The organism is Peribacillus simplex, assembly GCF_900156045.1.
In the GTDB taxonomy this organism is placed as follows: domain Bacteria; phylum Bacillota; class Bacilli; order Bacillales; family DSM-1321; genus Peribacillus; species Peribacillus simplex_D.
This window is the reverse complement of record NZ_FTMX01000006.1, coordinates 343,166-369,225: the sequence shown is the minus strand read 5'-3', so window position 1 is coordinate 369,225 and position 26,060 is coordinate 343,166. Positions and strand designations below refer to the sequence as shown.

The window sequence follows — 26,060 nt, the reverse complement described above, 5'->3', positions numbered from 1 at the left end:
GCTCCTCATCACCACTCTTAAATGAATCCATATTTTTCATAGGATTCTTTGTGGCGAGTACAAAGGAAAACTAATGTTTGTTATACTATGCTTATTATCATTAGGGAGCGTGTTCTATGAAAACAGAGATGTTTCAAAGTATCCAAAAGTTCCTAATAGACAAAATTGATCCTTCCTTTATCTTCGTATTTGGTTCTTACGCGAAGAACACTGCACATAGGGATAGTGACATCGATGTAGCGTTCTACAGTCAAGATTCATCACATATTACATATGAGTTATTTTTATTGGCACAGGAACTGGCAGATATCCTGAAAATAGATGTGGACCTGATTAATCTAAAGACAGCATCAACCGTTCTTCAGGCACAAATATACACAACCGGCATTGTGATTTATTCAAAAGATGACACACTTCTAAAAAACCAACAAATGATTGCTCTTAGCATGTACGCTAAATTGAATGAGGAACGGGAAATTATCTTTAAAAAAATAGAGGAAAGTGTGATTTTGAACAAGACCAGTGTAATCGAGCGTTGCATGAACCGCGTTAAGGTTGTATACGCGAATAATCCAGAAAGCCTAAAGGACTATACGAAACAAGATTCCATCATCCTTAATATACAACGTGCATGCAAATCCTCGATTGACCTGGCCATGCATATTGTAGCTGATCAAAGACTTGGGTTGCCTCAATCAAGCAGGGATGCTTTTGATATGCTGAAGGATCATTCGGTTATTAATGAAGATATAGCTAGGCGCTTAAAAGCTATGGTTGGATTTAGAAACATTGCTGTTCATGATTACCAAAACATTAATTTAGACATTTTAGAACAAATCGTAGTGAATCATCTCAGCGATTTCACTGTTTATACAAAACAAATCCTGAATTTCCAAGGTACCCGGTGAAAGAGGTATCCAACGAAAAGCTCCTGCTTGTTCATACTTCAAAAAAAAACGCCCTATAGGGCGCGTCCAAAATCAAGTTTCCGTTTCTTCTTCATTCGCTATCTTATTGAACTTCAAGATCGTTTCTTCAATTACTGGATTATTGAATTCCTCTTGGATCGCTGATTGTACAAATTTATCTTCATCATTCATTTCATCCCAAGCATTAACCTTGTAATCTGGATCCCGACGATTTGATTTACCGTTTTGTTCCTCATTATTTGACAACTGTCTTCACCTCTTAAACATAGTAGAGTTCGAACCAATCATAAGCAGACAAAGATAACTTTTTAAAAATCTTCCTTGATTGAAATGGGTGAACCCGTTGAGGTATGTTGATTAACCCAGTCAAGCGACACTTTTGAAACGGTATCCCACTCAGGTATTTCGGCTTTATGTTGTTCCACCCAGCTCATGCAATATTGCGGGTCTATATTGCTTTCTTGAGATTTCGCCAAGAATGACTGAATTGTGGTTTCGGTACAGTTTTCCCATGATCCACATGTATCCTGCCAAATATGCTCCATTTTCATTTGTATATTTTCGTTAGCCATTGGGTTTCCTCCTTAAATGAATGTTACTTTTTGATATCTTAATTAAGTATGTCCAAGGCTAAATAAATCATTACAAGAATTTTAAAATAAGGCTTTTTAACGAAAGAATGAATGTACAGTTGTGAAAATGATGAATAAACAGATTCCGATGAACAGAATCCGCCAGCGCCAATAACTGCTTATGAAAGGGAAATTATTGCCTTCTTCAATCTCTTTTACACCCTTATAAAGCCAATTGTATTGCAACAAACCAAAATATAGAAAATTCACTCGTGAAATTTAAGCATTTACTCGTGAATTTCGGGGATTTACTCGTGAGTTTAGCCTGTTTACTCGTGAGATTTATGCATTTACTCGTGAATTCCACGCTTTTACTCGTGAGTCGGCGTTTACTCGTGAGTTTAGCCGATTTACGAGTGAGTTTTAGCGATTTACTCGTGAATTTCAGCAATTTACTCGTGAGTTTCACCAATTTACTCGTGAATTCCACGCTTTTACTCGTGAATTTAGCCTGTTTACTCGTGAAATTTAATTTCCTATGCCGGGCGAATTCATTAATACTATTCTCCAACCATCCGGATCTTCAATGGTAACACCGGATTTTTCCCAATATGGATTTTCCGGAGAAACCGGTTCATAGCCCATACCTTTTAATCTATTCGTGATTTCCTCAATGGTTTTACGTTCAGGAATATAAAAGACAAGCAGATTATCTTTTGTTGGGGCAGGACAAGGACTGCCATCTTTATGCTGAGTAAACTCCAGATGATAGCTGGAATCTGGAAGCCCGATCATGATGCCGTCATATCCCTCATGCTCTTCAAAAGAACCGATCTTTTTCAAACCTAAGCCTTCACAATAGAAGTTTACAACCTTTTTTAGTTGATCAGTAGGACGTGCAACCCGGATTTGCGCTACTTTCATTTCATTCGGCCATTTACTTTCCATTGTCCCATCCCTCTCTGTAAATCGAATTTGTTGGAAGGCTTTTAAATTGAGTTCATTGACTCAACTTTTAATTACGCTAACAATTAGACTTTATAGCTAACCTGTCCATTTTCAAGCTTCCTTCATTCTCCCCGCCAACCCCAGCTAGTTCTTTAAGACTCAGGAGTTCACAATTTCCTTTTTCATATTTTGAAAGGAATAGATATCATTTGTAACTTTAAATGGTTCCCCGTTCTTGGAGAAAATTGCACTTCCATTTGGTATTGCATATATCTTTCGTTCATTTGATAAGGAAATTAGATCTCCATCTATATTATCCTCGTAATGGACCTCGACGCTAAACCTGACTAATCCCAAGCCCTTGATCACTATCGTTTCTGGATAGTCTTTATCTTTTGTTATTATGCAATCATTGCAGAAAGCTAATGAACCCGCACTATAACCAATGATTAAACCTTGAAAGTCTTTGATAATTGGGGCAAGTCCTTTTCCTTCTATAACATGGATCAACCTTTCTGGCCTTCCACCAATAAAGTAAAGAATATCATGTTCATTTATAGACTTTTTCATTTCTTTGTCTGAAAGGTCTTCGTTTAATAATTCAATACTTACATTCTCCATTATTGAAAAAGCTTGTCTGATACTTGCCATCCAACTTTCATACCTGGAATTGTCGGTTGCAAAAGGAATTATTAAAACCTTAGCTTCAGGTTTAATCATTTTTGAGAGTTCCAGGAACACTTCAACTAATTCATTATTCGTGTGATTTCCGCCGCCAATAAAACAAATATCCATATATATCCCCCATTTAGCCAGCTGCTATTCTCTTAAAATATTCTATGTAAAAAGGACAATACCTTTATATGTCACCGCTTATCAGCCTGATAGTTGCATAAAGAAAAAGCTGCCTTATAGACAGCTCCGATCATCAGCTACAGCACCTGTTAGTTTAACAAGGTTTAAATTATCCCTGACGTAATATCTTTTGAAACATTCTCGGTTGTTGTTGTTCAAAACCTTTTACCAGTCACCAATGGCAGCTGAGAAATTTTTATATTTAGATATCATATTGACTTTTAAATTCAAAAATCTCATCAACAGCTTGGTGATATCCACCCGATTTTTGAAAGGATTCCCTTAGATTTGAAACAGTTTTATGGAAAGATGGGTCGTTTAACACGTGATCTGCGGCCTCACGCAGTTGATTTACAGTCAAGCTTTGCATTTGTAATTTAATACCTGCTCCGATATTGGCAACTTGCCCTGCAATAATTGGCTGATCCGCGCTTTGTGGGATTACAATTAGCGGAACCCCGTAGTAGAGCCCCTCATTGGTACTATTCATTCCACCATGTGTGATAAATAACTTCGTGTATTTTAGCACTTCCGTTTGTGGAACATATTTTTTTACAATGAAGTTTTGGGGGATCTCTCCTAAATCAATTAATGGGGTTTGTTGACCGATCGACATTACAACCGTGTGATTGCTATTTCCAAATGCTTCAAAACAAAGCTTATAAAAATCAACATCACGGTTAAAAACTGTCCCGAGTGAAATGTAAATGGGACTTTGTCCTTTGATAGCAGCAAGGTCAAAGTTATCCTGTTTTAATCGTGAAGAGATGGATGGACCTACAAATTTGTAAGTTTGGTCGAATGCTTCTCCAATAGGTTGAAACTCCCTAGTTGTATAAACGATTGTAAGTTGTGCAAGATTACAAAAAACTTCGTAAGGAGAATGGATCTCCACATCATATTTCCCCTTCACCCTTGCCGTCAGGCTTTGAAATTCATCGTATATACGTGTAGGGATTCCTTCAGAAAGCTGTTCCAACATTTTATCGAATGATGCTTTTGTCTGCGCAAAAGAAGTACAAGAATTGATTGCAGGAAGCTTAAGGATTTTGGCAAGTAAATGTCCACAACCAAACATAGAATCGTGGATGATGTAATCAAAATGCTCTCCTTTGATCTGTTCAAGAACGCTAGGTATGACGATATCTGCCGTACGTAAAAGACCGTTGATTCTTTCAAGTAAATAATTTCTTCCACCTGAGATAAAAGCTTTTATAAATTTTTCACCGTCAAATGTTCGTACAGTAGCTCCCGTCTTCTCAATACGCTCCCGAAAAGCTTCTATCGTAAAGTACACTACCTCTTCTCCACACGAAATAAGCTCTTGCACAACTCCAAGAGTTGGATTGATATGTCCTTCTGATCCACCATTAATAAATAAAACACGTGCCATTTTATCACTCCTTAGGTCATTCTGTAAGAGTATGGTCACTGTCCCTTACCCTTCCCAACTTAAATAATTTAAATTTATCATAGTACAATACTCGAAAACCTCAAACTCCTAATAACCCATGTAATCTAAAATTAATATCGTTTAAATACCATTCTACATAAGGCTCTTTTCGTAAAGATTGTTTTTTAAGAACGAAACGATTTAAGGTTGATTGGAGCGCAAGTGCGAGACTCCTGCGGGAGCAGCGGAAAGCGAGCATCTGGAGGGGAAATCAAACACACCGCTTTACTTGGTAAATAGCAACAAAGTATGCGAAAACAGCCTTTAATAAAGGACCTATTAATATAACCCCCGCTTAAATGAACCTTTTATTTTCTACCAATTCCTCCTCATCACTTAACATATTGATAAATTTTATTAAAGACGCAGGTGCATACTTATCTTTTCGATAAATGAATACTGTTTTGACTTTTCCGCATAGATTGGGAATTGAATGTTGCCTAAGGCCGTCTTGTTCATGCTTTGCAATAACACTTTGTGGAAGCATACTTATTCCTAGACCAGCTGCGACACAACCGATGATCCCATCTATAGTGCCAAACTCCATTATCTTATTGGGTATCATCTTCTCTTGTTTTAACCATAGTTCAAACTTTTCCCGATAAGCACACCCTGCATGAAATACAAGCAGCGTCCTTGTTTGAATATCTTCGATAGATGATATAGGAGGATGGGCTGTATCTGTAATGAGAATTAGTTCCTCTTCGAACACTTCTTTCTGAATGAGATCAGGGTGATTAATGGGTCCAGCCACAAATGCTCCATCCAATTCATTCTGAAGCACAGCTTGAATATTTTGTTCAGTGGAGCCTGTTTTTAAAGTTAAATCGACCTCTGGAAAATCTTTATGATACTTTGAAAACAAGACTGGTAAGCGAACTGCTGCGGTCGTTTCCATTGAACCAATAGTTAACGGACCTCTAGGTGTTTGATCATCATTCATCATATTTTTGGTTTCCTCTATAAGATCGAATATTTTTTCTGTATATGTTAGCAACATGCTTCCTTTGTCAGTTAATGCAGTTCCACGATTATGTCTATAAAAAAGAGTTGTTTGAAGATCCGATTCCAACTGCTGTATTTTCATCGTGATATTTGACTGTGCATATTGAAGTTCCCTCGCTGCTTGAGAAATACTCCCCATCTTAGCAACACTCTGGAAAATTTTTAATGAATGCAAATCCAAAATAATCTCTCCTTAGTTGATTTATCTTTTAGCCATCAATAAGAGTGATACCAAATATAAATTTTAAGTATTATACCATATAGCAAATAAAAGATATGCTTATAATATCCTACATGTAAATGGACACTCTAAAACCATTATTTATTTTGAGGGGGATAAACAAAATGCCATTATTACGTTTTGATTTGGTAGAAGGAAGAAGCGAAGAAACGTTAAAAAAATTATTGGATTCGGCTCACCATGCGATGGTGGAAGCTTTCCAGGTGCCTGAAAGCGATCGTTATCAAATCGTTCATCAGCACCCGCCGCATGAACTAATGATCGAGGATACCGGACTGGGGTTTAAAAGAAGCAGAGACCTAGTAATCATCAGTATTGTAAGTAAAAAAAGAACGGTAAAACAGAAAGAAACCTTATACTCACTTCTTGCTCATAAACTTGAATCGGACTGTGGGATTTCTCCACAGGACTTGATGGTCTCCATAACGGAAAACAGCGATGCTGACTGGAGTTTTGGAGGAGGGGAAGCACAGTTTCTAACAGGTTCATTATAGCTATGAATGTATGCGTATAGTATACAATTTTTGGAGGAGAATCTTTGAAGAATCAATCTTATCTTTTTTTAATAGGGGGAATATTTTCTTTAATCATTGCTATGGGGATTGGAAGATTTGCATATACTCCCATTCTTCCCCTTATGCAAAAAGAACTTTCTTTATCAAATACAGTTGCTGGTTATCTAGCATCCAGTAATTACGCAGGATATTTGCTTGGAGCAATTTTAGCAGGTGCCATTCCTTTTAAGAAGTATAGAACCAGTTTGTTAAGAATAAGTCTGATCATCAGTATCTTAACCACTGCCCTGATGGGTCTCTCATACTCTCCTTTACTTTGGAATGGACTTCGCTTTCTATCAGGATTTGCCAGTGCCTTTGTGTTGGTCTCAGCCTCCGGTATCGTGTTAGATAAACTTGCAACTATAAGAAAAACCAGTTGGTCGGGGGTTTTTTATGGGGGAGTAGGTTTGGGAATCTTTTTATCCAGTCTAATGATTCCGACTTTAAACCATGTATTTCGGTGGGAAGGAACATGGATAGGGCTAGCTGTTGTGAGTGGACTTCTTGCTATCTTTGTTTGGATCTGGCTCGATGATCCCCCTAACGTTGTCGGGAAGAAAGATAAACAAGATATGATTGTAAAAGTGCCCCCCGCTAAATGGCTTATATGGTTGATTATTGCGTATGGTTTAGAAGGATTAGGTTACATTGTTACAGGAACGTTTATCGTATCCATCGCTGAAAAGACCTCATACTTTCATAATGGTGCTACCTTAGTTTGGATGATGGTGGGATTGGCCGCGATTCCATCCTGTCTCATCTGGTCTTTACTAGCTAAAAAATGGGGATTCATTAAATCTTTAGTGCTTGCAATGGCTCTGCAATCCTTGGGTATTGCGATGCCAGCCTTTTGGATGTCAAAAACAAGTTTTGTCATAAGTGCTTTATTATTTGGAGCCACGTTTATGGGTATCACCACCCTGGCTACAACATTGGGACGGGAAATGAATCCATCTGATAGCAATCGGACCATTGGCATGCTTACCGCTATTTATGCTATTGGACAGTTGATAGGACCAACCCTTGCTGGGGTTTTATCATCACTCACACATGATTTCAATGCTGCTTTTATTGGCGCAGCGAGTGTTGTCTTCTTTGGGGCAATTTTGCTTTCAAGTGGGATTCATTTCGAGATCAACCCTAACGTTCATCCATCCAATATAAAAAAAACAGAAGAGAATTAAGTGGGATCAAAATACAAAATTGGGGGAGTCAATGATGTTGAATAATGAAATGATGAAGCATTTGAAGATTAAGAATCCTATTATACAAGCTCCTATGGCTGGCGGGATCACCACTTCGGATTTAGTGGCCGAGGTATCCAATGCTGGGGGACTTGGAATGATCGGGGCAGGCTATCAGACACCCATACAAACGAGAGAGCAGATTAGAGAAATCAAGCAGTTAACGCCAAACCCTTTTGGCATCAATCTATTCGTGCCAAACGAATTTAACGTAACGCCTGAAGCGGTCCAATCAGCCAACCAGCTTTTACACACCATTCGTAAGCAATTACATTTAGAACGAACAGACAGCTTTGACATTCCTGAGTATAAAAAAATTCATGAAAGCTTCATTGAACAAGTTCAGGTTGTCATTGAAGAGAATATTTCCATTTGTTCCTTTACATTTGGTATTCCTCCTAAGGAAGTGATGGATGAATTAAAACAGCATAACATCACTCTTATAGGAACAGCTACAACGGTTAGGGAAGCCGTTGAAAATGAAAAAGCGGGAATGGATATGGTTGTTATGCAAGGCAGTGAAGCTGGCGGGCACCGCGGGAACTTTATTGATGGTCATCAGGAGAGCCTGGTAGGTTTAATGTCACTTATTCCGCAGGTTGTTGACAATGTGAGCATACCCGTTATTGCTGCAGGAGGAATTATGGATGGAAGAGGATTAATGGCTTCACTCTTCTTAGGGGCACAAGGTGTACAAATGGGCACAGCTTTCTTGACTTGTATAGAAAGTGGGGCACACAAGGTACATAAAGAAGCCATATTGAATAGTGATGAAGACCAGACAACCTTTACTCGTGCCTTTTCTGGTAAATGGGCAAGAGGTATTAAAAACAAATTTATTGCAGATATGCTGGAGCATGAATTGCTTGTACCCGATTTTCCTGTTCAAAACCTATTAACTCAAGTAATTAGAAAAACGAGCAGTGGACAAAATAATCAAGATTTCATGTCACTCTGGTCTGGACAAAGTCCAAGATTAGCCAAAAGTCAACCCGTTGAAAGATTAATGAAAGATATTATGTCTGAAGCTAAAATGTTGAGGCAGCAGCTCACTTCTCTTTAATAACAGTTTGTTGGATAACTTCATCCCCACCCGTTCCATTTATTGCAGTATCAAGTCTTGCGTGATAAATCAATAAAGAGAACTGATGTCGATATATCAGTTCTCTAGTAAAAATTTTTTCTATATTCTTTATTTGTTATATGAGAAGAAATTTATAGTGGAATCAAAAAAAATCAGTCACTACTGAATCTCCCCATTATTCTTTCTTATCATTATTCTCTTGGTTATTCTTTTCTGAAATTCGTCTTTGATGGGCTTTCGTCGCAGCATTCACATGGTTTGCATCATTTGGTTTGTTTTTTTTAGAACCTCTTGCATCATTACTCATACTTACTCACCTCCCGCGGCAGCTTATATACGTATGTTAGCTTACTCTTGCCTCCAAATTTTATACGCCTTTTTGGAATCGTTTTGTTGTTTTCATCCTCTGTTCCTCCTGACAAATCATTAAGACGTTTAAACTGTTTTAATCCTGTATCTAATTTTTCATAATTTTATTAAGTAATAGATCTAATTCCTGGCTATATTCAATCGTTCTTGAATCACATAGGCCATACTTTAATGCTGATGACTCCATTTTGGATTTTAGATCATTTTATTCCTTCACATATTTCATAAGTTCTATTTCTTATCCCCCTTGAAGCAAAAAAGGTCATACAATATTCATCTACTAAATGCACTCTAAAAACTGTATAGTTTCTATTAAAATAAGTTGATAAGATTGTTGAGACTAAAAAAATGGCCAATAAATATTGAGTGACTGCTCAATATTTATTGGCTCCAGGCAAGGATTTTCTATCCTAGTTTTCCACTTCCCTCTAAAATTTGATTAAGAAACTGTTCAACCTCTTCCTGACTTTTTCCAACTTTACTTACAAAGCGGTTCAGTTCCTTCCCTTCTTTAAAAACAATAAAGCTTGGGATTCCGTACACATCCAGCTTCTCTAATACCTCTGGAAAATGTTCACGATTTACTGCAATCATATCTACTTTTTCTCTATACGCTTCTTCCAAGATGGGCATAAATAAATCGGTATGCTGACAGTCTGGGCAATATTCGGCATAGAATTTGGCCATAACTGGTTTTGTTGATAAAATCGCCTCTTCAAACTCTTGTTTTGTTTTAATCTCTTTCATTATTAAAATCCTCCCCATATTTGGTTCTCATTGATAGATTGATTGTTTCCACTACATAATTCACTTGCATCAAGATATTTTTCGCAATCCAGAGCAGCCATACAACCACTTCCCGCAGCCGTAATGGCTTGGCGGTATTTATGATCTTGAACATCCCCGCAGGCAAATACACCTGGGATATTCGTTTCGGTAGTACCAGGATTCACCATGATATATCCAATATCGTCCGTTTTGATTTGATTGTCTAAAAATGCTGTATTCGGTTTGTGCCCAATGGCAATGAAAATACCATCAGCTTCCAGAATTTCCTCTTTTCCTGTTTCGCTGTTTTTTACTTTCAAGCCAGTAACGTGTCGATCCCCTGCGATCACTTCTTCAGGAATGGAATTTAAGCTCCACGTAATTTTTGGATTCTTTTTGGCACGGTCTTGCATAATTTGGGAAGCGCGAAGCTCCTTTCTGCGGTGGACAACCCGAACCTCCGAAGCAAACTTCGTTAAAAAATTTGCTTCCTCCATAGCAGAATCTCCGCCCCCGACAACGATAATTTTCTTTCCTCTAAAGAAAAATCCATCGCATGTTGCACAGGTGCTTACCCCACGCCCAATATTTTCTCTTTCCCCTGGAATCTCCAAAAGTTTCGCTGAAGCTCCCGTTGAAATGATTAAAGATTGCGTTTTAAGCTCCCCTACTCCTTCCACCGTTAAGGTAAAAGGGTTATTGGAAAAGTCGACTTTTTTAACCCAGCCTCTTATAAACTTTGCTCCAAAAAACTCAGCTTGCTTTGGCATGTTCTGCATCAACTCTCGTCCCATAATCCCTTCAGGAAAACCAGGAAAATTCTCGACATCTGTTGTCAATGTCAATTGCCCCCCTGGTTCAGGCCCTTCAATGACCAAAGGACTTATGTTAGCACGTGCTAAATAGATTGCTGCGGTTAACCCAGCAGGTCCAGTCCCTAGAATAACGGCTTTATACATCGCTTACCTCCTTATCTCTTAGTCATGAATATTAATTTGCAATATTCGTGCCAACCTTTAATTCCTTGCAAAATCACTATTTTTTCAGCCTCTTATAGGTTAATCATTCCTATTTCCTATCACGTTTGAGAAAATTTTTTTCAAGACCAAGAAAAATGTACCAACTCAAATTTCAAACGGTGGATTAAAAGCCAAAGCAGGGGAGTATTCAACCCGCTTTTCTTTTGCAAGATATAGCCCCTCTTCGTCTAAAGGGGTGAATACCCGAAATTTTCTCAATTGCTTTCCATAAACATGGATCGTGATAGCTGATTTATTACCTACCCCCTCCAAGATATGACAGTCTGCTGGAGGCAGTAGCTTTCCTGTATTCTGCTCGTTTACAATGATGGTATCAGTATGCTGTAACTTAACAATATTGCCCCCAGATAATTCCTCTAATCGTATATAATTAGTCACTTTAACCTTACCCGCGACAACTCCTTCTGCTCCCCATGTATCATCGTGATCATGAAGAGTGGTCTTCTGGCCGGGCTTCCAGACTAGCGCGATCACTTCGAAACGATTCTCTGGGTCACAATACAACAGATGCCGCGAGTAGCCTTCCTCACTTGGTCTTCTTTTCTCAAAAGGAAGCCATGATTGGGATTGAATTAATTTACCAACTAACCTTTCTGCTTCCACAACACATTCGTTATCATTCTGACTCCGTTCCACCATAACCGTCATATCTTGAACAAAATTTTTGAAATCATATTTATTCATGTGATCCATTTTAATTCCTCCTCAATATTCTTATGTTTTACTTTCCTGTATGGGAAAGTTGCTTGACTGCTTGTTCTAACTGAAGTAGGGCTTTTTCCTTTTCTTAATTATTCAAAAAAAGATTGCAATTGAAATTTGCAATCCTAGGGTAAAGTTATAAGATTCTGTCGTCCTAACCTGCGGGAAAGTGCCGAGTAACGAGTTTTCCATTCTTCCGCAGCTTAGGCTATCGGTCCTTACCTATGAACAAAGTCTATTTAAAAATTGTAATGTCCGTTCATGCCCTGTTTGTTCAAAAATTTGTTGAGGTGTTCCTTCTTCAACGATTACACCTTTATCAATAAATACGACTTTATCCGCTGCTTCACGCGCAAAATTCATTTCATGTGTCACTACAACCATGGTCATTCCCTCTTTAGCAAGTTCTTTCATGACCTTTAGAACCTCACCAACTAACTCAGGATCTAACGCGGAAGTAGGTTCATCAAAAAGCAGAACTTCAGGTTCCATAGCCATCGCCCGTGCAATTCCTACACGTTGTTGTTGTCCACCGGATAGCTGGGATGGATAGTGGTTCGCCCGTTCCGATAATCCTACCTTTTTCAGCAATTGAAGAGCCTTCGTACGAGAGGCTTCCTTGTCTTGTTTACGAACGTAAACAAGACCTTCCATAACATTTTCAAGTGCAGTCATATGAGGGAACAAATTGTAACCTTGGAAAACCATACCCGTTTGTTGACGGAACTTAATTACCTTATCTTTTGGAACTGATTTTTTATCCTGAAAATCCAAAGAAAACTTTCCAAGCTTAATGGTCCCTTCTGTAGGCGTTTCCAATAAATTCAGGCAACGTAACAAGGTTGTTTTCCCTGAACCCGATGGCCCAATAATACAAACTGTATTGCCTTCCTCAATTTTTAGATCGATTCCCTTTAAAACCTCTGTTTGTCCAAATTGTTTATGCAGGTTCTTTATTTCAATCATGTATAGTTCCCCCTATCAAATTAGCCCGTCACATAACGATCGAGCCGTTTTTCCATCTGTCCTTGTGCATTCGAAAGAACGGTACTGAAAATCAAATAAATAAATCCTGCTAGACAATAGAGTACCAATGGTTCATAGGTTGTTGCGGTAATTTGCTGAGCAACTCTAAACATTTCAGTCACCGTAATGGTAGCAGCCAACGATGTATCCTTTACCAAGCTAATAAAACTGTTTGCCAAAGGCGGGACAGATACCCTTGTTGCCTGAGGGAGAATAATTCTTTTTAATGCCTGCGGATAGCTCATCCCAATAGAATAAGCCGCCTCCCATTGACCTTTGGAAATGGAGAGTATAGCCGCACGAATAATCTCTGAGTTGTAGGCGCCAACACTAAGCGTAAAACCGATAATCGCAGCAGGAAGGGGGCTAATCGTAATGCCTATACTCGGAAGGCCATAGAAAATGATAAACAACTGAACAAGCAGCGGTGTTCCCCTAATCACCCATACATAAAATCTTGCAACAGCGTCTAGGAGTTTAATTCCCGAGATTCGAGCTAATGCCGTAAGTAAAGCAAGAAGGAGTCCCAGTAAAAAGGATACTAATGTCAAGGGAACCGTAAACGCAACCCCAGCTTTTAACATCGGGAAAAAGGAATTTACAATGATGTCAACAATTTGGTCCATTCTTTCATCAGCAAACATGTAGAACCCTCCCTATTTTGAAACATCTTTTCCAAAATATTTTTGTGAAATACTTAAATATTTACCATCCTTCATCATGTCGGAAAGCGCTTTATTTACGGCCTCTTCCAATTCTTTATTCCCTTTTCTCATCATGACCCCCATTTTTGCCGGATCATCAAGTTCTGCGACAGTTTTAACCGGTGCATCAGGTTTTTGCTTTTTGAAATCTAGGTAGGATAGTCCGTCATTTACAACCGCATCCGCACGTTTTGAAAGTAATAAATCAATGGATTGATTAAAACCTTCTACTCCAACGATCTCAGCACCATAGGATGCTGCTATATCTTTATAGTTACTAGTTAATGTCTGAGCTGATTTTATTCCTTTCAAATCTTCAAATGATTTAATCGTATTATTGTCCTTGTGAACAATTAAGAAAGGTTTTGACATAATATACGGCACTGAAAAATCGTATTTTTTCTGGCGGTCAGGAGTAATTCCTACATTATTAGCAATAATATCGAACCGCTTTGAATCGAGTCCTGCGAACATACCGTCCCATTGGGTTTCAATGAATTCTGGTTTCACACCAAGTCTTTTTGCTACTTCCTCCGCGATTTCAACATCAAAACCGGTTAACTTCCCTGAAGAATCATGGTAGCTAAAAGGTGCAAAGGTTCCTTCTGTTCCAATTTTAATGGTCCCTCTTGATTTAATTTGCTCTAGTATATCCCTGCTCTCATCTGCCTGTTTGCCTGGTTGACTTGCTGCCTGATTTTCAGGCTTTCCGCACGCAGATAATACAAGTGCTACGAGTATCGAAAAAGCGATGATGATGAAACTCTTTTTCATAAATAATTCCCCCCTCACCAGCGTTGTATAAATAGTGTCATAATTTTCAGTTTGATTATTCTTTCTGTTTGAAGCCAAAAAGGTAAATACCTTATAAAAGGTGGTTCTGTCCATTTTGGAAATTCATTTACAATTAAATCTGTGCCGACAACAACAACCAAATTGCTCATTAAGGGACGGCTTTTCATTCAATCTTTCGAAGTCAGATATACACTGGTTTCCATAAACAGCCCTCAAATAACAGCTAATTTGTAAAGTTTTTCGGTTGATTTTGTTTCAAGAATGTGTTTTATATTCTGTATATTTTTAATATTCTGTAAATTTTATCTATACTTTTCAAATGGACTCCACCTCCTCCTTTTCGTTATCATACATATTATTTGCAAGAGTTGTGCCAAAATAAAATCCTTGTTAATTCAACATCCCTTCTATCGAACTAGTTGATAAATTCCCATATCCGCGACGAATATAGTGGTAACCTACCGATCCGCACTGTTTTTCGCTTCCCAAATTCGGAATAAATATTTCCAAATATGCGAAATATCCACCACGGAGACGAAAAAAGATTGCAAATAAAATTTGCAATCTTAGGTAAAGTGGATAAAACTTTTAGATTGTATCGTTTTAGCTTACGATAAAGTGTCGATAAACTAATTTTTAATTCTTCCGCTACTAATACAAGGATTTTCCTAACATTGAAAACATCTCATATACTGATTATTCCGTTCTTCAATGACATGATTTAATTCTAAAGCCAATGGGTAATAGCATTTTACATCTTCTTTACCTGGTTGGATTTTTCCAGATTATATTTAACCTAAACACTCAACAAATCTCCCGGTTCAATTCCTATCCCCGATTGCGGAAGAAAACGACCCTCGATGATTGATACTGCACTGATTCTATCAGATTTCAGGAGCTTCCCTTTTCCTTTCTATACATTACTTGGCTCCTTGGTTCGCTAATCTCTTAAATATGAATATTAATTTGCTATTCATGCCATTAACCGCAATGAAATTGACAATTCCTTCAGCTGTACCTTTATTCTAATGCCATTTCGAGATCCTTCCATATATCTTCTACATCTTCAATGCCAACCGAAAAACGAACGAGTCCATCATAAAGGCCTGCTTTTTCTCTTTCTTCTTTAGGGATTATCGCATGTGTCATCGAAGCTGGATGTTGGATTAATGTACCTACATCTCCTAGGGAAACTGCTAAAGTACTCAGTTTTACAGAATTCATAACTTTAACACCTGTTTCGTATCCCCCCTTCAAGACAAAAGAAATCATTGCTCCAGGACCTTTCATTTGTTTCTCCATGATATTTTTATCTTCAAAACTTGCTAGCCCTGGAAAATAAACCTTCTCTATAGCCTTATGTTTTTCCAAGCGTTCAGCCAAAATTTGTGCATTTTCTTGTGAGCGGTCCATGCGAATGTGCAATGTACGTATCCCCTGAAAGAGAAGCCAGGCATCCATAGGGGCCAAATTTGCTCCCATAGTCTTCTGCACTTCTTTTCTCATCGGATCAATAATTTCCTTGCTGGAAATCACTAGTCCGCCAATAAGATATCCATGACCCGACAAATATTTCGTTGCACTGTGGACAACAATATCAATGCCGCATAGAATAGGATTTTGTAAATATGGGGACAAAAACGTATTATCAACAATAGTCAAAATACCCTTTTGCTTAGCGATCGCCGCTACACTCTTCATATCCACTAAGGAAAGCGTGGGATTAGAAGGAGTTTCGAAGTAAACCACTTTCGTTCTATCTGTAATGTGTGGTTCAAGCTCTTCCCCTGTCTTAAATGGTACAAATGTTACATCAATTCCAAATTTCTTTACCGTTTTGGATAGAAATGCGTGCGTCGCCCCATACAACGCTGTGTGTGCAACAACGTGATCTCCTGCCTGCAAAACACCCAAAAGGCAGCCAGTTATAGCAGCCATGCCAGATGAGAAAGCCAAACAACCTTCACCAAATTCCAATGCCGCTACCTTCTCTTCCAGTTCTCTTACATTTGGATTTCCCAGACGTGAATACATAAATCCTGGATCTTCACCTGCGAAGCGTTGTGCTCCTACTTCTGCATTATCAAAAACAAATGTTGAAGTCATATAAACAGGAGAGATGTGTGAGCCATGCCCTGGATCTTTATTTACTTTTACTAGCTTTGATGAATAGTTCATTATTATTATGCCTCCTAATTTTAGTAATCTGAAATGCTGCCGTTTTTATTTTCTCATTAGTTGTATGCAAATCTTTATATGCAAAAATTATGCCAATTCTGTAAACCTTATAAAATCTACAGTTTTACTATTAAAATTCTTTATTTATTTTCATTTTTGGCAAGGTTCCCTGCAAAACATAGTAATTATCGAAATTACCAATTTAGCAATATTGATAATATTTTTCTAAAATTGAAAAGAATTTAGCTGCCATTCTAACTTCTTGGTATTTCATTTTGAAGACAAGTCACTGTTCCTTCTTTGATCAAAATAGAGGATCAACCTGATCCTGTCCTTTCTTTATAATTATCCAGTTGAAAAGCCTATGATCTTTAAATATATATAAAAGTTACCTAAATATAAAGCCTGTACCTTAGATTACCGAGTAATCATTGATACAGGCTTTTTTTATACACCTTTATGAACTAACGCACTCGTTAGTTCATTAAGAAAAGCGTTTCTTATTAAAGAATCGCGCCCTATTGTTGAAGATTGATTAATTTAATTTAACTGGTGTTTATAACAGAACTTTCATAAAGTGTCTTATCAGCAAAAAAGGTTGGATATCCAAAAAAGCACCTAACCTTTTTTTTACCATAACGGGTGTTATAGGCCCAGTGACAGGGTTCTTGCTCTAATTCGTCAGACAGTTTCCAATTACTAGAAAATAGTTCTTGCTAGTATCATGTAATTCACACCTCTGCAGCTTGCATAAGTTCGTATATTTTGCGAGTTGTATTTACATTCCTGATTGTTATTTGTTGATATGGCTTTGAACCAACGAGTTTAGCCATACCGGATTTGGTAATTTTTTTTTTTTCAACCGACCATAGAATGGCTCCAGGAACGTATTTCACCGTATCAATTTCTGGTTTGATGACCAGCTTATTAAGCACTGACTCATCATCAATTTCGTCCCATAAAAACAGCACATCGCTTCTCATCTGCTGGTCGTTCGTCCAAGACTCTGGAAGGGATTGTATGACTTTTTTAACATCATCAAAACTACGGACTAAAACTTTGATTTGTAATCCGAAGTTTCTATGTATAGCCTCTTCTAAAATATGGGATATTGTTGTTTTCGATTGGCCATTCACTGTGAAAATAATATTACCTGAATTGATATATGTAACTACAGAGCTCATACCCACTCGTTCAAAGGCTTGTTTAAGCAACTTCATGTTAATTTTATTTTTCCCACCCACATTGATTCCCCTAAGCAGTGCGACATAGACCATGATAATCCTCCTATTAGTTTGCATTTTATATAAAACATTTGACGGATTAGAGTAAGAACTCTGTCACTGGGCCTTATAGACAGTTTTTATTTTGTCATATTTTATTTTTAAAATTTCTTAGATTCTCCATTTCTCCATTCACTATCACATCAATATGAGCAGAAATGATTTCAATATCTAAATCCCACCATTTAATTTCCAGCAATTCGTTAATGATTTCTTCTGAGAAACGGGTATTAAGTTTCTTTGCAGGATTTCCTCCAACGATAGTGTAAGGTTCCACATCTTTTGTAATAACCGATTTGGCTGCTACAATTGCACCATCCCCTATTTTTATTCCAGGCATAATGACAGTATCCATTCCTATCCAAACATCATTTCCAATTATGGTATCACCTTTAAACGGCAACTGATCTAACGTTGGCGTATATTTCTCCCAACCGTGTCCGAAAATGTTGAATGGGTAGGTTGAAAAACCATCCATTCTATGATTAGCTCCATTCATAATAAACTTTACACCAGGTGCTATGGCGCAAAATTTTCCAATGATAAGTCGGTCACCGAAGAATTCGTAGTGATATAACACTTGATCTTCAAAAGATTCACCATTTCTTGCATCGTAATATGAGTATTCACCCACAATAATGTTTGGTCTAGTAATTGTATTTTTTATAAATTGCACGACGCGATTCCCTTTAATCGGATATTTATCTTTAGGATTTGGTCCATGTTGCTTATTTGATTCCATGGATATCCACTGCCTTTCAGGATTTTTATTATAAACTTAGCCGACCTATCTTATTGCATTCCTCAGCGAACCAAATGGCGCCATCAGGGCCTAATACAATTCCATGTGGCTCCGCATTTTGTGTAGGAATTGGATATTCCGTAATTTCACCTTGCATTGTAATTCGGCCAATTTGATTACTTCCCCATTCAGTGAACCATAAAGCACGGTCAGGACCCGTTACTATTGCGTGTGGGCGAGCATTTGCAGTAGGGATGGTATATTCACTTATTGTTCCAGAGGTAGTAATTCTTCCGATTTTATTTTCGTTAATTTCCACAAACCAAAGTGCATCGTCCGGTCCACTTGTAATACCTACAGGACCAGCATGTTTTGTTGGCAAAATGTAATTAGTCACTTCTCCGAGCATCGTAATCCGACCAATTTGATTACTCTGATTCTCAGTAAACCAGATGGCACCGTCAGGTCCAGCAACAATAAAAGAGGGATAGGAGCCAGGATTCGGTATATCATACTGAATAATTTCACCTGATGGTAAAATTCGCCCTATTCTATTTCCATTCATTTCGGTAAACCAAATGTCTCCATTGTGTCCTTCAGTTATTCCAAAAGGTGCTGAATTTGGACTCGGGAGAGTATATTCGATGATTTCACCTGTTACTTTCAGTTTTCCAATTTTATTCGCCCTATTTTCCGTAAACCATACATCCCCCTGAGTTGTGGAGATTATAGATAGCACACCTGCACTGGGTGTAGGAACAACGAAATGAGTGACTTCACCGTTAACAGTCATTCGACCAATTTGATTGGCTTTATGTTGTGTAAACCATAGCGCACCATCTTTTCCAGCAGTTATTCCATAAGGGCCTGAATCTATGTCAAGAAGTTCGTATTCGTCAATTTTTATCCCCACTATAATCCTCCTTCCTCTTGTATAAAGTTCTTCTAGTAATTCGTTATAAAATGATTGAATTCCTGCGAAAAAGGTCTTGCATACTCTATTCATATTAAGTTAACATAATTAATCTAACGGAAGTTTCCCCTCACAAACCCCCTTGGGCGCCAAGAACCTGTCACAATTTATTATTTTTTCAGGATTTTATCATTGTTAAATCAACGTTTGTGCACACTCGCGCACCTGGTAGCCATATAAAAAAGTAGGATTTTATGCAACTTCTTATTCAAGAAAATGGCACGATTGCGGAAAAAAAAATCCTTCATAAAAGAAAACCAAAATCAAGTATTGATTTTGGTTTATTATTTTTATAAAAGGAACGACTTTATTATTAAACTACAAATTAGTAGTGTACCAAAAACGGTCGGTTTTAGTACACTACTGAAAATATAATATTTTGATTTATATGCTAATGTGAAATGAAGAATTGTATTTGTACTTAAGCTAAAAAGGCTCACTTTTGTGAACCTTTTTTAGCTTAAACCCATCAAGTTGTTTAGATAGTGTTTATTTTTTTCTTAAATCCTTTAGTTTATTTAAAGTTACAATAGTTAGATGTACAAAATAATTCCTAAAGTAACACATTTCAGAAATTATACGCTAAATGAATACCAACCTAAAAAGTCGATCTCCTCTAAGTTAATTTTTTACATACTCAATAAAAAGAATCGTTTTCCCTATAAGGAAAACGATTTTTTTGGTAAACATGGCAACAAATTGGCCAACGTTATATCCTTGCAATCACTTTTTATACATTTCGAGAATCCGATACTGCTTCCTTCACTCCATTGCGTTTTAAAGCAGCAGTACTCAGTATCACAATCATACTTATTAATCCAATCCAAACAAAGACTGTAACTGGAGTGTTCCAGGTTAAGCCTTCACCAAAGAAGAGTAATTTCCGAAGACCTTCTACCATAAATCGCATGGGCAACCAAGAGTAAATCCAATCCCGATAAAATGGGGACATCATTTCAGGTGCCATTGCCAGTAAAGGGGCACCGAAGAAAAGTAATAAGACAAAGACTGCAATGCCCTTAATTCCAACTAACGAAAATACTGCCGAAATCATTAAGAAGAAACTAAAGGCGGAAATTGATAAGAATAAAGCCGTATCCATGAAATTCGGGATATTCAAACCAACCAGTCCATCTGCTATCCAGGTAAAGCCAAATCCAATTACCAGAGCTACAACCGCACCCATTAAAATTTGCCCGGCCTTCGTGACAAGTTTTTCTTTTCTAGTGCGGATCGGCATTTTGCTAATAGAAATAAAGATTATCGCAGCACTAGCCAAACTAGCCATCCATAATGGCTGGAATAAGGAAACAGGAGCATTTCCGTTCGCACTATTCGTGCCGGTTTCATTGACATTCGTGACTTTCTTAGTGATTGGAACTGCAAGGCTTGCTGCCTGTTTTGCTGTCAAAGTTGCTCCTTGTTTTTCAAATCCATCAAGTAGTTGTTTTCGGACCGTGTTGTTCATGTTGTCAACTACTCCATTCAAGACCTGTCCTGCCATCGTCGAAGCAGCCGCATTCATCCCCTGGTTAATAAATATTTGCACTTCAGGTGCAGAAGGTGCTGGTGTCCGTAATGATGCCTGCTTTGGACTAAAATCTTTGGGGATAACTAAAGCCGCGTAATACTTTTGATTATCCAAACCTTTTTGGACTGCCTCCATACTGTCCACTTCCACCCATTTTACAGCAGGGTCTTTATCCCTTGTCGAGGCTGAAGACTTTTGTATCATTTCAACAATCGTTTGCCCCATGTTCATCTTTGGTTGATTAGGAATTTCCACTCCTTCATCCTCATTTACGATTGCAATCGGCAGATTTTTCGGCTGTGGTTGAACCGATGGAAATAATGTCAGTGAAAAAATAAAAATAACGGCCAATGCGATGATCGGTGAAACCAATACCAGTTTATTTTTGAACATATTTTACCCCTCCTTGGTTTCGGTTATAATAAAGAACAACCTGTTGTTTTATTTACTACAATCCAAATTATAATTTGGGGACAAGTTCTGTTTCAATAATCAAAAATGGCACATGTGTTGGTTACGGAACACCGTAAATAAATGTGTTGGATAAAAGTAAGGAGGCATTAGCTTGCTAGAGAGTAATACGGATTTGCGGATCATTCGGACAAAAGAGTCCATCCGAAATGCACTAGTAGAATTAATCGATGAAAAAGGTTTCAAAGCAATTACGGTCAAAGATATAACAACCAGGGCAAAAATTAATAGAGGCACATTTTATGCCCACTATCAAGACAAATTTGATTTAATGACTAAATACGAAGAAGAAATCATGCTTGAAATGTCCAGAATAGCAAAACAGAACTTTCCAGCTGTTATTGCCGCACTTGGAACCGGCGCCCCCACTTTAGAGCCATTTACCCTCGCAGTTTCAATATTTGAGTATTTTAATGAAAATAGTGGATTCATGAAAGCGGTGTTAGGTCCAAAAGGAGATTTATCATTTCAAACAAGACTGAAAGATTTTATGTGGAAAACAATGTTTGGAAACGATCCAAACGCACTTATTAAGGAGGATCATTTACTTGTTCCAGGACAATATTTAGCCTCTTACGTTGCATCTGCACATATAGGGGTCATTCAACAATGGCTGGATAGCGGCAGGAAGGAATCCCCTCAAGAAATGGCCCGCATCCTATCGACCATTACAGTCAATGGTCCCTTCTTTGCAGCTGGTTTGAAAAAATAAATCACACGGGATAAAGGGACAATACCATGTAAAATAGGTACTGTCCCTTTATTAGTAAAATGCTTATTCAACTAATCTGCCCCTATAAGAAAAAGCTGCCTTAAAGACAGCTCTGATCTTGAGCAAACGCACCGTTAGTTTAAGTACAATCCTTCACAAATTAAATTTGGAATAAGAAAAAGAGGTGCCGCAGCTACCTCCGTTGTTCAACTCAATCTCCCTATAGTTAAATAAGGTCAATGAGTTTTGTTCATAAAAATGGTATCGACAATCTTCAACAATTTTTCTATGTATGTATTCCTGATCCGATTGATTCGGTACTACAATCTCTATGTTATGAGAAATAATGGTTTTTTGTCCTAGTTCCTAAACTTCAAGAATAGTCAATCAAGTAACCAAATCCATTAACTAGTTCCAGTGCTCATTTTCCTATTGTCAAAATATTCTTTCAATGTTATGATATTGAAAACTATTATAGTTTCTATAGTTTCCACCGGAAGATTGAGAGGATGATATGTATTAGGGATCGAATTATAAAAGCTGTTATTGAAGAAATTCAACTTAAAGGGGTGAAATTCCCATTAGATAATTTGGCGAAACAACTAGGCATTAGTAAAAAAACGTTGTACAAGTATTTCTCTTCAAAAGTGGAAATGCTGGATGCGGTTATTGATTACACATTTGAAGATATGGATAAAAAAGCCATAGCCATTATTGAGAATGACCAATTATCCTTAATTGAAAAAATTAAAGGTGTTATAACAGTTTTGCCAGATCATTATGAGTTTATTGATCAAAATATATTAGACCAAATAAAACGGTATTATCCTGAACAGTGGATTAAGATGGATACCTTACTAAAAAGTGATTGGGAATTGCTTCGCAATCTAATCGAACAGGGAATTAGGGAAGGCGTCATTATCAATAGGAATGTATCCCTTATTATGAAGGTTATTATTGAATCGATTAATTCCACGCTAAATCAGAAATTTTATTTAGAAAATCGAATAACAGTTCCCGAAGCACTTTCGGAAATTGTGGATATTTTACTATATGGGATAAGCACTAAGAATAAAAGATAACAATCTTTTATTCTTCCTTTATACCATCGGAAACCACGGAAACTGTATTAGTTTCCATTTTTTAAAATTAGGGTTCGCAAGTATAGAATCAATTAACTGGATTCTATGCTTTCATAATAAATTTCAGATAGTAGAGAGGCGTATGTTATGAGGAACAAGCTATTTTACCGCTGGTTTCCCCCTAACAAATCTAATTGCATCAGTGATTTTTATTTAAAATACAGTATGTATTTAAAACTAACAAAGATATCATGGAGGTTTTTCGAAAATGTCAAATCCATTTGAAAATTATCAACCCGATTTTTGTACTTCAGGCTCTTTTATGAGATTGCCTTCCGAAAGTAAAAATGCAAAACTTTCCATCTTAGGAATGCCTTTTGATACAGCAGCCTCCTACCGTGTGGGAGCTAGATTTGGCCCGCAAGCCATTCGTCAAGCATCTATGTGTTTATCTTCTTATCATGCACTTCTAGATGTTTCTCCTTTTGAAGACACAAATGCAATCGATATTGGGGATGTACCTGTCATTACGCAAAATATCCATAGAAGCTATGGGGTCATGGAAAATGCCATGTTAAATCTTATGAAAAAAGGAGTCATTCCTATTGGATTAGGCGGCGACCATTCCATCACATTAGCAAGTCTGCGTGCAGCAGCCAAAGTATATGGACCTGTAGCTTTACTTCACTTTGATTCCCATACAGATACCTGGGATACCTATATGGATGAGAAATACTGGCACGGTTCTCCTTTTATTCGTGCACATGAAGAAGGTCTAGTACAGCCAGATAAAGTATTTCAAATTGGTATGCGCGGCTGGGAGGTAACCTCCAGTCTTGAGTTGGGGTATAACGTCATTACTCAAAATGAGCTGTTTTCACGCGGGATCGATGATGTTGTTAAACAAGTAAAGGGCACGATTGGCAATACTCCTTGTTTCCTAACCTTTGATATCGATTTCGTTGATCCTGCTTTTGCTCCAGGAACCGGTACACCCGAAGTTGGTGGTTTCAGCAGTCATGAAACACTTAAAATGGTCCGTTCTCTCACTGGCTTTAACTTTGTTGGATTTGATCTGGTTGAGGTACTGCCTTCGTTTGATCCAACTCAAACTACTGCTCTTTTAGCTGCTACATTAGTCCACAACTTTGCAAGTCTTGTAGCTTTAAAAATTAAACAAGAAAATGACCAAGTAGAGATCCTGTCGTAAACCTATCAAGCTAAAAATTCAGTATGATAAATTTGCATCTTATTGGCAGTATCTCTGAATGTAAAAAATGTGCGTGAAGCTTTGGATAATTAATAAATAAAGAAGCAGCTGTTTATTCCAGCTGCTTCTTTCAAGAGTAAAGGAGGAATATAAATTGAACGAACATGGTGATTTAAAACGTTTACTCAATTTATGGCATATTGTCATTATTGGACTTGGATACATGGCGCCGACGATTGTTTTTGATACTTTTGGTATTGTTTCAGAAGAAACAAATGGTCACGTCCCAGCTGCTTATCTTTTTGCCACGTTAGCTATACTGTTTACAGCATCTAGCTACAGGAAAATGGTGGTGGCCTTTCCAACAGCAGGCTCCGCTTATACGTATACGGGAAAATCACTTCATCCATCGACCGGGTTTCTGGTGGGATGGATGGTTTTGCTTGATTATATTTTTACACCTATGATTAACGCATTAATCAGTAGCATTTATGCTACAACGATTTTTCCTAATTTTCCGTCTTGGTTATGGATTATTAGCTTCATAGCTATAATAACCTTGGTAAACATTTTTAGCGTAAAAATATCAGTTTCCATTAATACATTATTTGTGCTATTTCAATCTTTGGTCGCGTGCGTCTTTATTATTTTGTCTATTAAAGAACTTTTGCAGGTAGAAGGAACAAGTCACTTATTTTCACTTCATCCATTCTATACTGCTAATATGGAAATGTCTTCGCTGTTAAATGGCGCAGCCATACTCTGTTTTTCCTTTCTTGGGTTTGATTCTGTTACAACACTTGCTGAAGAAACAAATGACCCTAAAAAAACAATTTCTCGAGCGATATTTTTGATTGTAATGATCGGAGGAATCCTTTTTATCACTGCTTCCTACTTTGCTCAATCATTACTACCATTGTTTCCGGATATTAGAAATATAGAAGGGACTTCGTCGGAGATGGCTTTTCATATGGGAGGAATCCTTTTTCAGTCGATTCTCTTTGCAGCTTCACTAACTTCAACTATTGCATCCGGTATCGTCTCTCAGATTAGTGCATCTCGACTGTTGTATGCAATGGGGAAAGACAACGTAATACCGAGGAAAATTTTCAGCTATGTTCATCCGCGCTTTGGGACCCCCATAATAAACATCATACTAATTGGAATTGTTGCACTCACCGCTATTTTTCTGAATTTAGCCACTGCAACTTCCTTTATCACTTTCGGCGCGTTAACCGCCTTTACATTTGTTAATATTTCTGTATTTTCACACTATTTTATACGTAAAAAAATGCGTAATCTCAAATCAACAGTTACTTATCTCGTTTCACCGTTTATTGGTACAACACTTTTGGTTTTTTTATGGATAAATCTTAAATTAAGTGCTATTATGCTAGGACTTGCTTGGGGATTACTTGGGGCGATTTACCTTTTTGTAAGTAAAAAATCCGAAAAGGAAGTACCCAAAATTGACTTTGGCGGGATAACCGAGGATCAAATTAAGTAATATTTTTTGATAGCCAAATGATTTAACGTAAGCGGTTTCATGAATCTCTTGAATATGTTTTGTGGTCAATTTGTTAAAG

At 37.5% G+C, this 26,060-nt stretch carries 28 protein-coding genes and 1 pseudogene; 9 read left to right on the top strand and 20 right to left on the bottom strand.

Translation table 11 applies throughout. The features are described from left to right. Positions 1-116: 116 nt before the first annotated feature. Both mntA and hepT read left to right on the top strand, forming a co-directional pair. Positions 117-461, top strand: a pseudogene (mntA, locus tag BW986_RS30885) (type VII toxin-antitoxin system MntA family adenylyltransferase antitoxin); the annotation flags it as partial. A 30-nt stretch (positions 462-491) separates the two neighbouring features. Then, positions 492-908 carry a type VII toxin-antitoxin system HepT family RNase toxin gene (gene hepT, locus BW986_RS30880; RefSeq protein WP_076370671.1) on the top strand — a complete coding sequence of 139 codons (417 nt, stop codon included), beginning with the start codon at positions 492-494 and terminating at the stop codon, positions 906-908. A 72-nt stretch (positions 909-980) separates the two neighbouring features. On the opposite strand, the gene BW986_RS21535 is transcribed toward hepT, so the two are convergent. The 6 genes from BW986_RS21535 to BW986_RS21510 all read right to left on the bottom strand — a co-directional run bounded on the left by BW986_RS21535 (position 981) and on the right by BW986_RS21510 (position 5,943). Continuing rightward, positions 981-1,175 (bottom strand): hypothetical protein, encoded by a 195-nt coding sequence (locus tag BW986_RS21535; RefSeq protein ID WP_076370574.1) that lies wholly within the window; start codon positions 1,173-1,175, stop codon positions 981-983. A gap of 62 nt (positions 1,176-1,237) precedes the next feature. Next, on the bottom strand, positions 1,238-1,501 hold the full coding sequence (locus BW986_RS21530; RefSeq protein ID WP_076370572.1) for a hypothetical protein: 264 nt from the start codon (positions 1,499-1,501) through the stop codon (positions 1,238-1,240). Positions 1,502-2,029: 528 nt separating this feature from the next. Next, positions 2,030-2,449 (bottom strand): VOC family protein, encoded by a 420-nt coding sequence (locus BW986_RS21525; RefSeq protein WP_142244706.1) that lies wholly within the window; start codon positions 2,447-2,449, stop codon positions 2,030-2,032. Between the two features lie 159 nt (positions 2,450-2,608). Next, positions 2,609-3,244, bottom strand: coding sequence for a Type 1 glutamine amidotransferase-like domain-containing protein (locus BW986_RS21520; RefSeq protein ID WP_076370570.1), 636 nt, complete (start codon positions 3,242-3,244; stop codon positions 2,609-2,611). 262 nt (positions 3,245-3,506) lie between these two features. Beyond that, positions 3,507-4,697: a macrolide family glycosyltransferase gene (locus BW986_RS21515; RefSeq protein WP_076370568.1), complete on the bottom strand. Its 1,191-nt coding sequence runs from the start codon at positions 4,695-4,697 to the stop codon at positions 3,507-3,509. A 355-nt stretch (positions 4,698-5,052) separates the two neighbouring features. Next, complete coding sequence (locus tag BW986_RS21510) at positions 5,053-5,943, bottom strand: LysR family transcriptional regulator (protein ID WP_076370566.1); 891 nt, start codon at positions 5,941-5,943, stop codon at positions 5,053-5,055. A 164-nt stretch (positions 5,944-6,107) separates the two neighbouring features. Here BW986_RS21510 and BW986_RS21505 point away from each other — a divergent pair, with 164 nt between their 5' ends. From BW986_RS21505 to BW986_RS21495, 3 genes are read left to right on the top strand one after another with little or no spacing between them, the layout of a single operon-like run. After that, on the top strand, positions 6,108-6,497 hold the full coding sequence (locus tag BW986_RS21505; protein WP_076370564.1) for a tautomerase family protein: 390 nt from the start codon (positions 6,108-6,110) through the stop codon (positions 6,495-6,497). A gap of 44 nt (positions 6,498-6,541) precedes the next feature. Next, positions 6,542-7,744 (top strand): YbfB/YjiJ family MFS transporter, encoded by a 1,203-nt coding sequence (locus tag BW986_RS21500; protein ID WP_076370562.1) that lies wholly within the window; start codon positions 6,542-6,544, stop codon positions 7,742-7,744. 34 nt (positions 7,745-7,778) lie between these two features. Then, entirely contained in the window at positions 7,779-8,867 is a 1,089-nt protein-coding gene (locus BW986_RS21495) for an NAD(P)H-dependent flavin oxidoreductase (RefSeq protein WP_076370560.1), read from the top strand. Positions 8,868-9,063: 196 nt separating this feature from the next. Here BW986_RS21495 and BW986_RS30875 read toward each other — a convergent pair whose 3' ends face one another. From BW986_RS30875 to BW986_RS21435, 14 genes are all read right to left on the bottom strand, one after another. Next, positions 9,064-9,195 carry a hypothetical protein gene (locus tag BW986_RS30875; RefSeq protein WP_260320919.1) on the bottom strand — a complete coding sequence of 44 codons (132 nt, stop codon included), beginning with the start codon at positions 9,193-9,195 and terminating at the stop codon, positions 9,064-9,066. A gap of 150 nt (positions 9,196-9,345) precedes the next feature. Then, positions 9,346-9,444 carry an aspartyl-phosphate phosphatase Spo0E family protein gene (locus tag BW986_RS31305; protein WP_076370558.1) on the bottom strand — a complete coding sequence of 33 codons (99 nt, stop codon included), beginning with the start codon at positions 9,442-9,444 and terminating at the stop codon, positions 9,346-9,348. 218 nt (positions 9,445-9,662) lie between these two features. Continuing rightward, entirely contained in the window at positions 9,663-10,004 is a 342-nt protein-coding gene (locus BW986_RS21485) for a thioredoxin family protein (RefSeq protein ID WP_076370556.1), read from the bottom strand. Between the two features lie 2 nt (positions 10,005-10,006). Further along, complete coding sequence (gene trxB, locus BW986_RS21480) at positions 10,007-10,984, bottom strand: thioredoxin-disulfide reductase (RefSeq protein WP_076370554.1); 978 nt, start codon at positions 10,982-10,984, stop codon at positions 10,007-10,009. Positions 10,985-11,149: 165 nt separating this feature from the next. Next, positions 11,150-11,758 (bottom strand): cysteine dioxygenase family protein, encoded by a 609-nt coding sequence (locus tag BW986_RS21475; RefSeq protein ID WP_076370552.1) that lies wholly within the window; start codon positions 11,756-11,758, stop codon positions 11,150-11,152. 231 nt (positions 11,759-11,989) lie between these two features. Next, entirely contained in the window at positions 11,990-12,733 is a 744-nt protein-coding gene (locus BW986_RS21470; RefSeq protein WP_076370550.1) for an amino acid ABC transporter ATP-binding protein, read from the bottom strand. A 20-nt stretch (positions 12,734-12,753) separates the two neighbouring features. After that, complete coding sequence (locus BW986_RS21465) at positions 12,754-13,437, bottom strand: amino acid ABC transporter permease (protein ID WP_076370548.1); 684 nt, start codon at positions 13,435-13,437, stop codon at positions 12,754-12,756. A gap of 12 nt (positions 13,438-13,449) precedes the next feature. Further along, positions 13,450-14,271, bottom strand: coding sequence for an amino acid ABC transporter substrate-binding protein (locus BW986_RS21460; RefSeq protein WP_076370546.1), 822 nt, complete (start codon positions 14,269-14,271; stop codon positions 13,450-13,452). Between the two features lie 436 nt (positions 14,272-14,707). After that, positions 14,708-14,956, bottom strand: a complete 249-nt coding sequence (locus tag BW986_RS31300; RefSeq protein ID WP_142244710.1) for a helix-turn-helix domain-containing protein — start codon at positions 14,954-14,956, stop codon at positions 14,708-14,710. Between the two features lie 356 nt (positions 14,957-15,312). Further along, complete coding sequence (locus BW986_RS21455; RefSeq protein ID WP_076370544.1) at positions 15,313-16,470, bottom strand: trans-sulfuration enzyme family protein; 1,158 nt, start codon at positions 16,468-16,470, stop codon at positions 15,313-15,315. 731 nt (positions 16,471-17,201) lie between these two features. Next, positions 17,202-17,747, bottom strand: a complete 546-nt coding sequence (locus BW986_RS21450; protein ID WP_076370542.1) for a DUF1697 domain-containing protein — start codon at positions 17,745-17,747, stop codon at positions 17,202-17,204. Between the two features lie 94 nt (positions 17,748-17,841). Continuing rightward, entirely contained in the window at positions 17,842-18,495 is a 654-nt protein-coding gene (locus tag BW986_RS21445; protein WP_076370540.1) for a Vat family streptogramin A O-acetyltransferase, read from the bottom strand. Between the two features lie 28 nt (positions 18,496-18,523). After that, a complete protein-coding gene (locus BW986_RS21440; RefSeq protein WP_076370538.1) occupies positions 18,524-19,408 on the bottom strand; it encodes a Vgb family protein in 885 nt (294 codons plus the stop codon). 790 nt (positions 19,409-20,198) lie between these two features. Continuing rightward, positions 20,199-21,392, bottom strand: a complete 1,194-nt coding sequence (locus BW986_RS21435; protein WP_076370536.1) for a YhgE/Pip domain-containing protein — start codon at positions 21,390-21,392, stop codon at positions 20,199-20,201. 172 nt (positions 21,393-21,564) lie between these two features. Between BW986_RS21435 and BW986_RS21430 the strand changes: the two genes are divergently transcribed. The 4 genes from BW986_RS21430 to BW986_RS21415 all read left to right on the top strand — a co-directional run bounded on the left by BW986_RS21430 (position 21,565) and on the right by BW986_RS21415 (position 25,981). Next, positions 21,565-22,182: a TetR/AcrR family transcriptional regulator gene (locus BW986_RS21430; RefSeq protein ID WP_076370534.1), complete on the top strand. Its 618-nt coding sequence runs from the start codon at positions 21,565-21,567 to the stop codon at positions 22,180-22,182. A gap of 509 nt (positions 22,183-22,691) precedes the next feature. Further along, the gene (locus tag BW986_RS21425; RefSeq protein WP_311316570.1) at positions 22,692-23,264 is read left to right on the top strand and encodes a TetR/AcrR family transcriptional regulator; all 573 of its coding nucleotides are present in this window, start codon (positions 22,692-22,694) and stop codon (positions 23,262-23,264) included. A gap of 268 nt (positions 23,265-23,532) precedes the next feature. Next, positions 23,533-24,474 (top strand): agmatinase, encoded by a 942-nt coding sequence (gene speB, locus BW986_RS21420; protein ID WP_076370532.1) that lies wholly within the window; start codon positions 23,533-23,535, stop codon positions 24,472-24,474. A 154-nt stretch (positions 24,475-24,628) separates the two neighbouring features. Then, the gene (locus BW986_RS21415; protein WP_076370530.1) at positions 24,629-25,981 is read left to right on the top strand and encodes an APC family permease; all 1,353 of its coding nucleotides are present in this window, start codon (positions 24,629-24,631) and stop codon (positions 25,979-25,981) included. Positions 25,982-26,060: the final 79 nt, after the last annotated feature.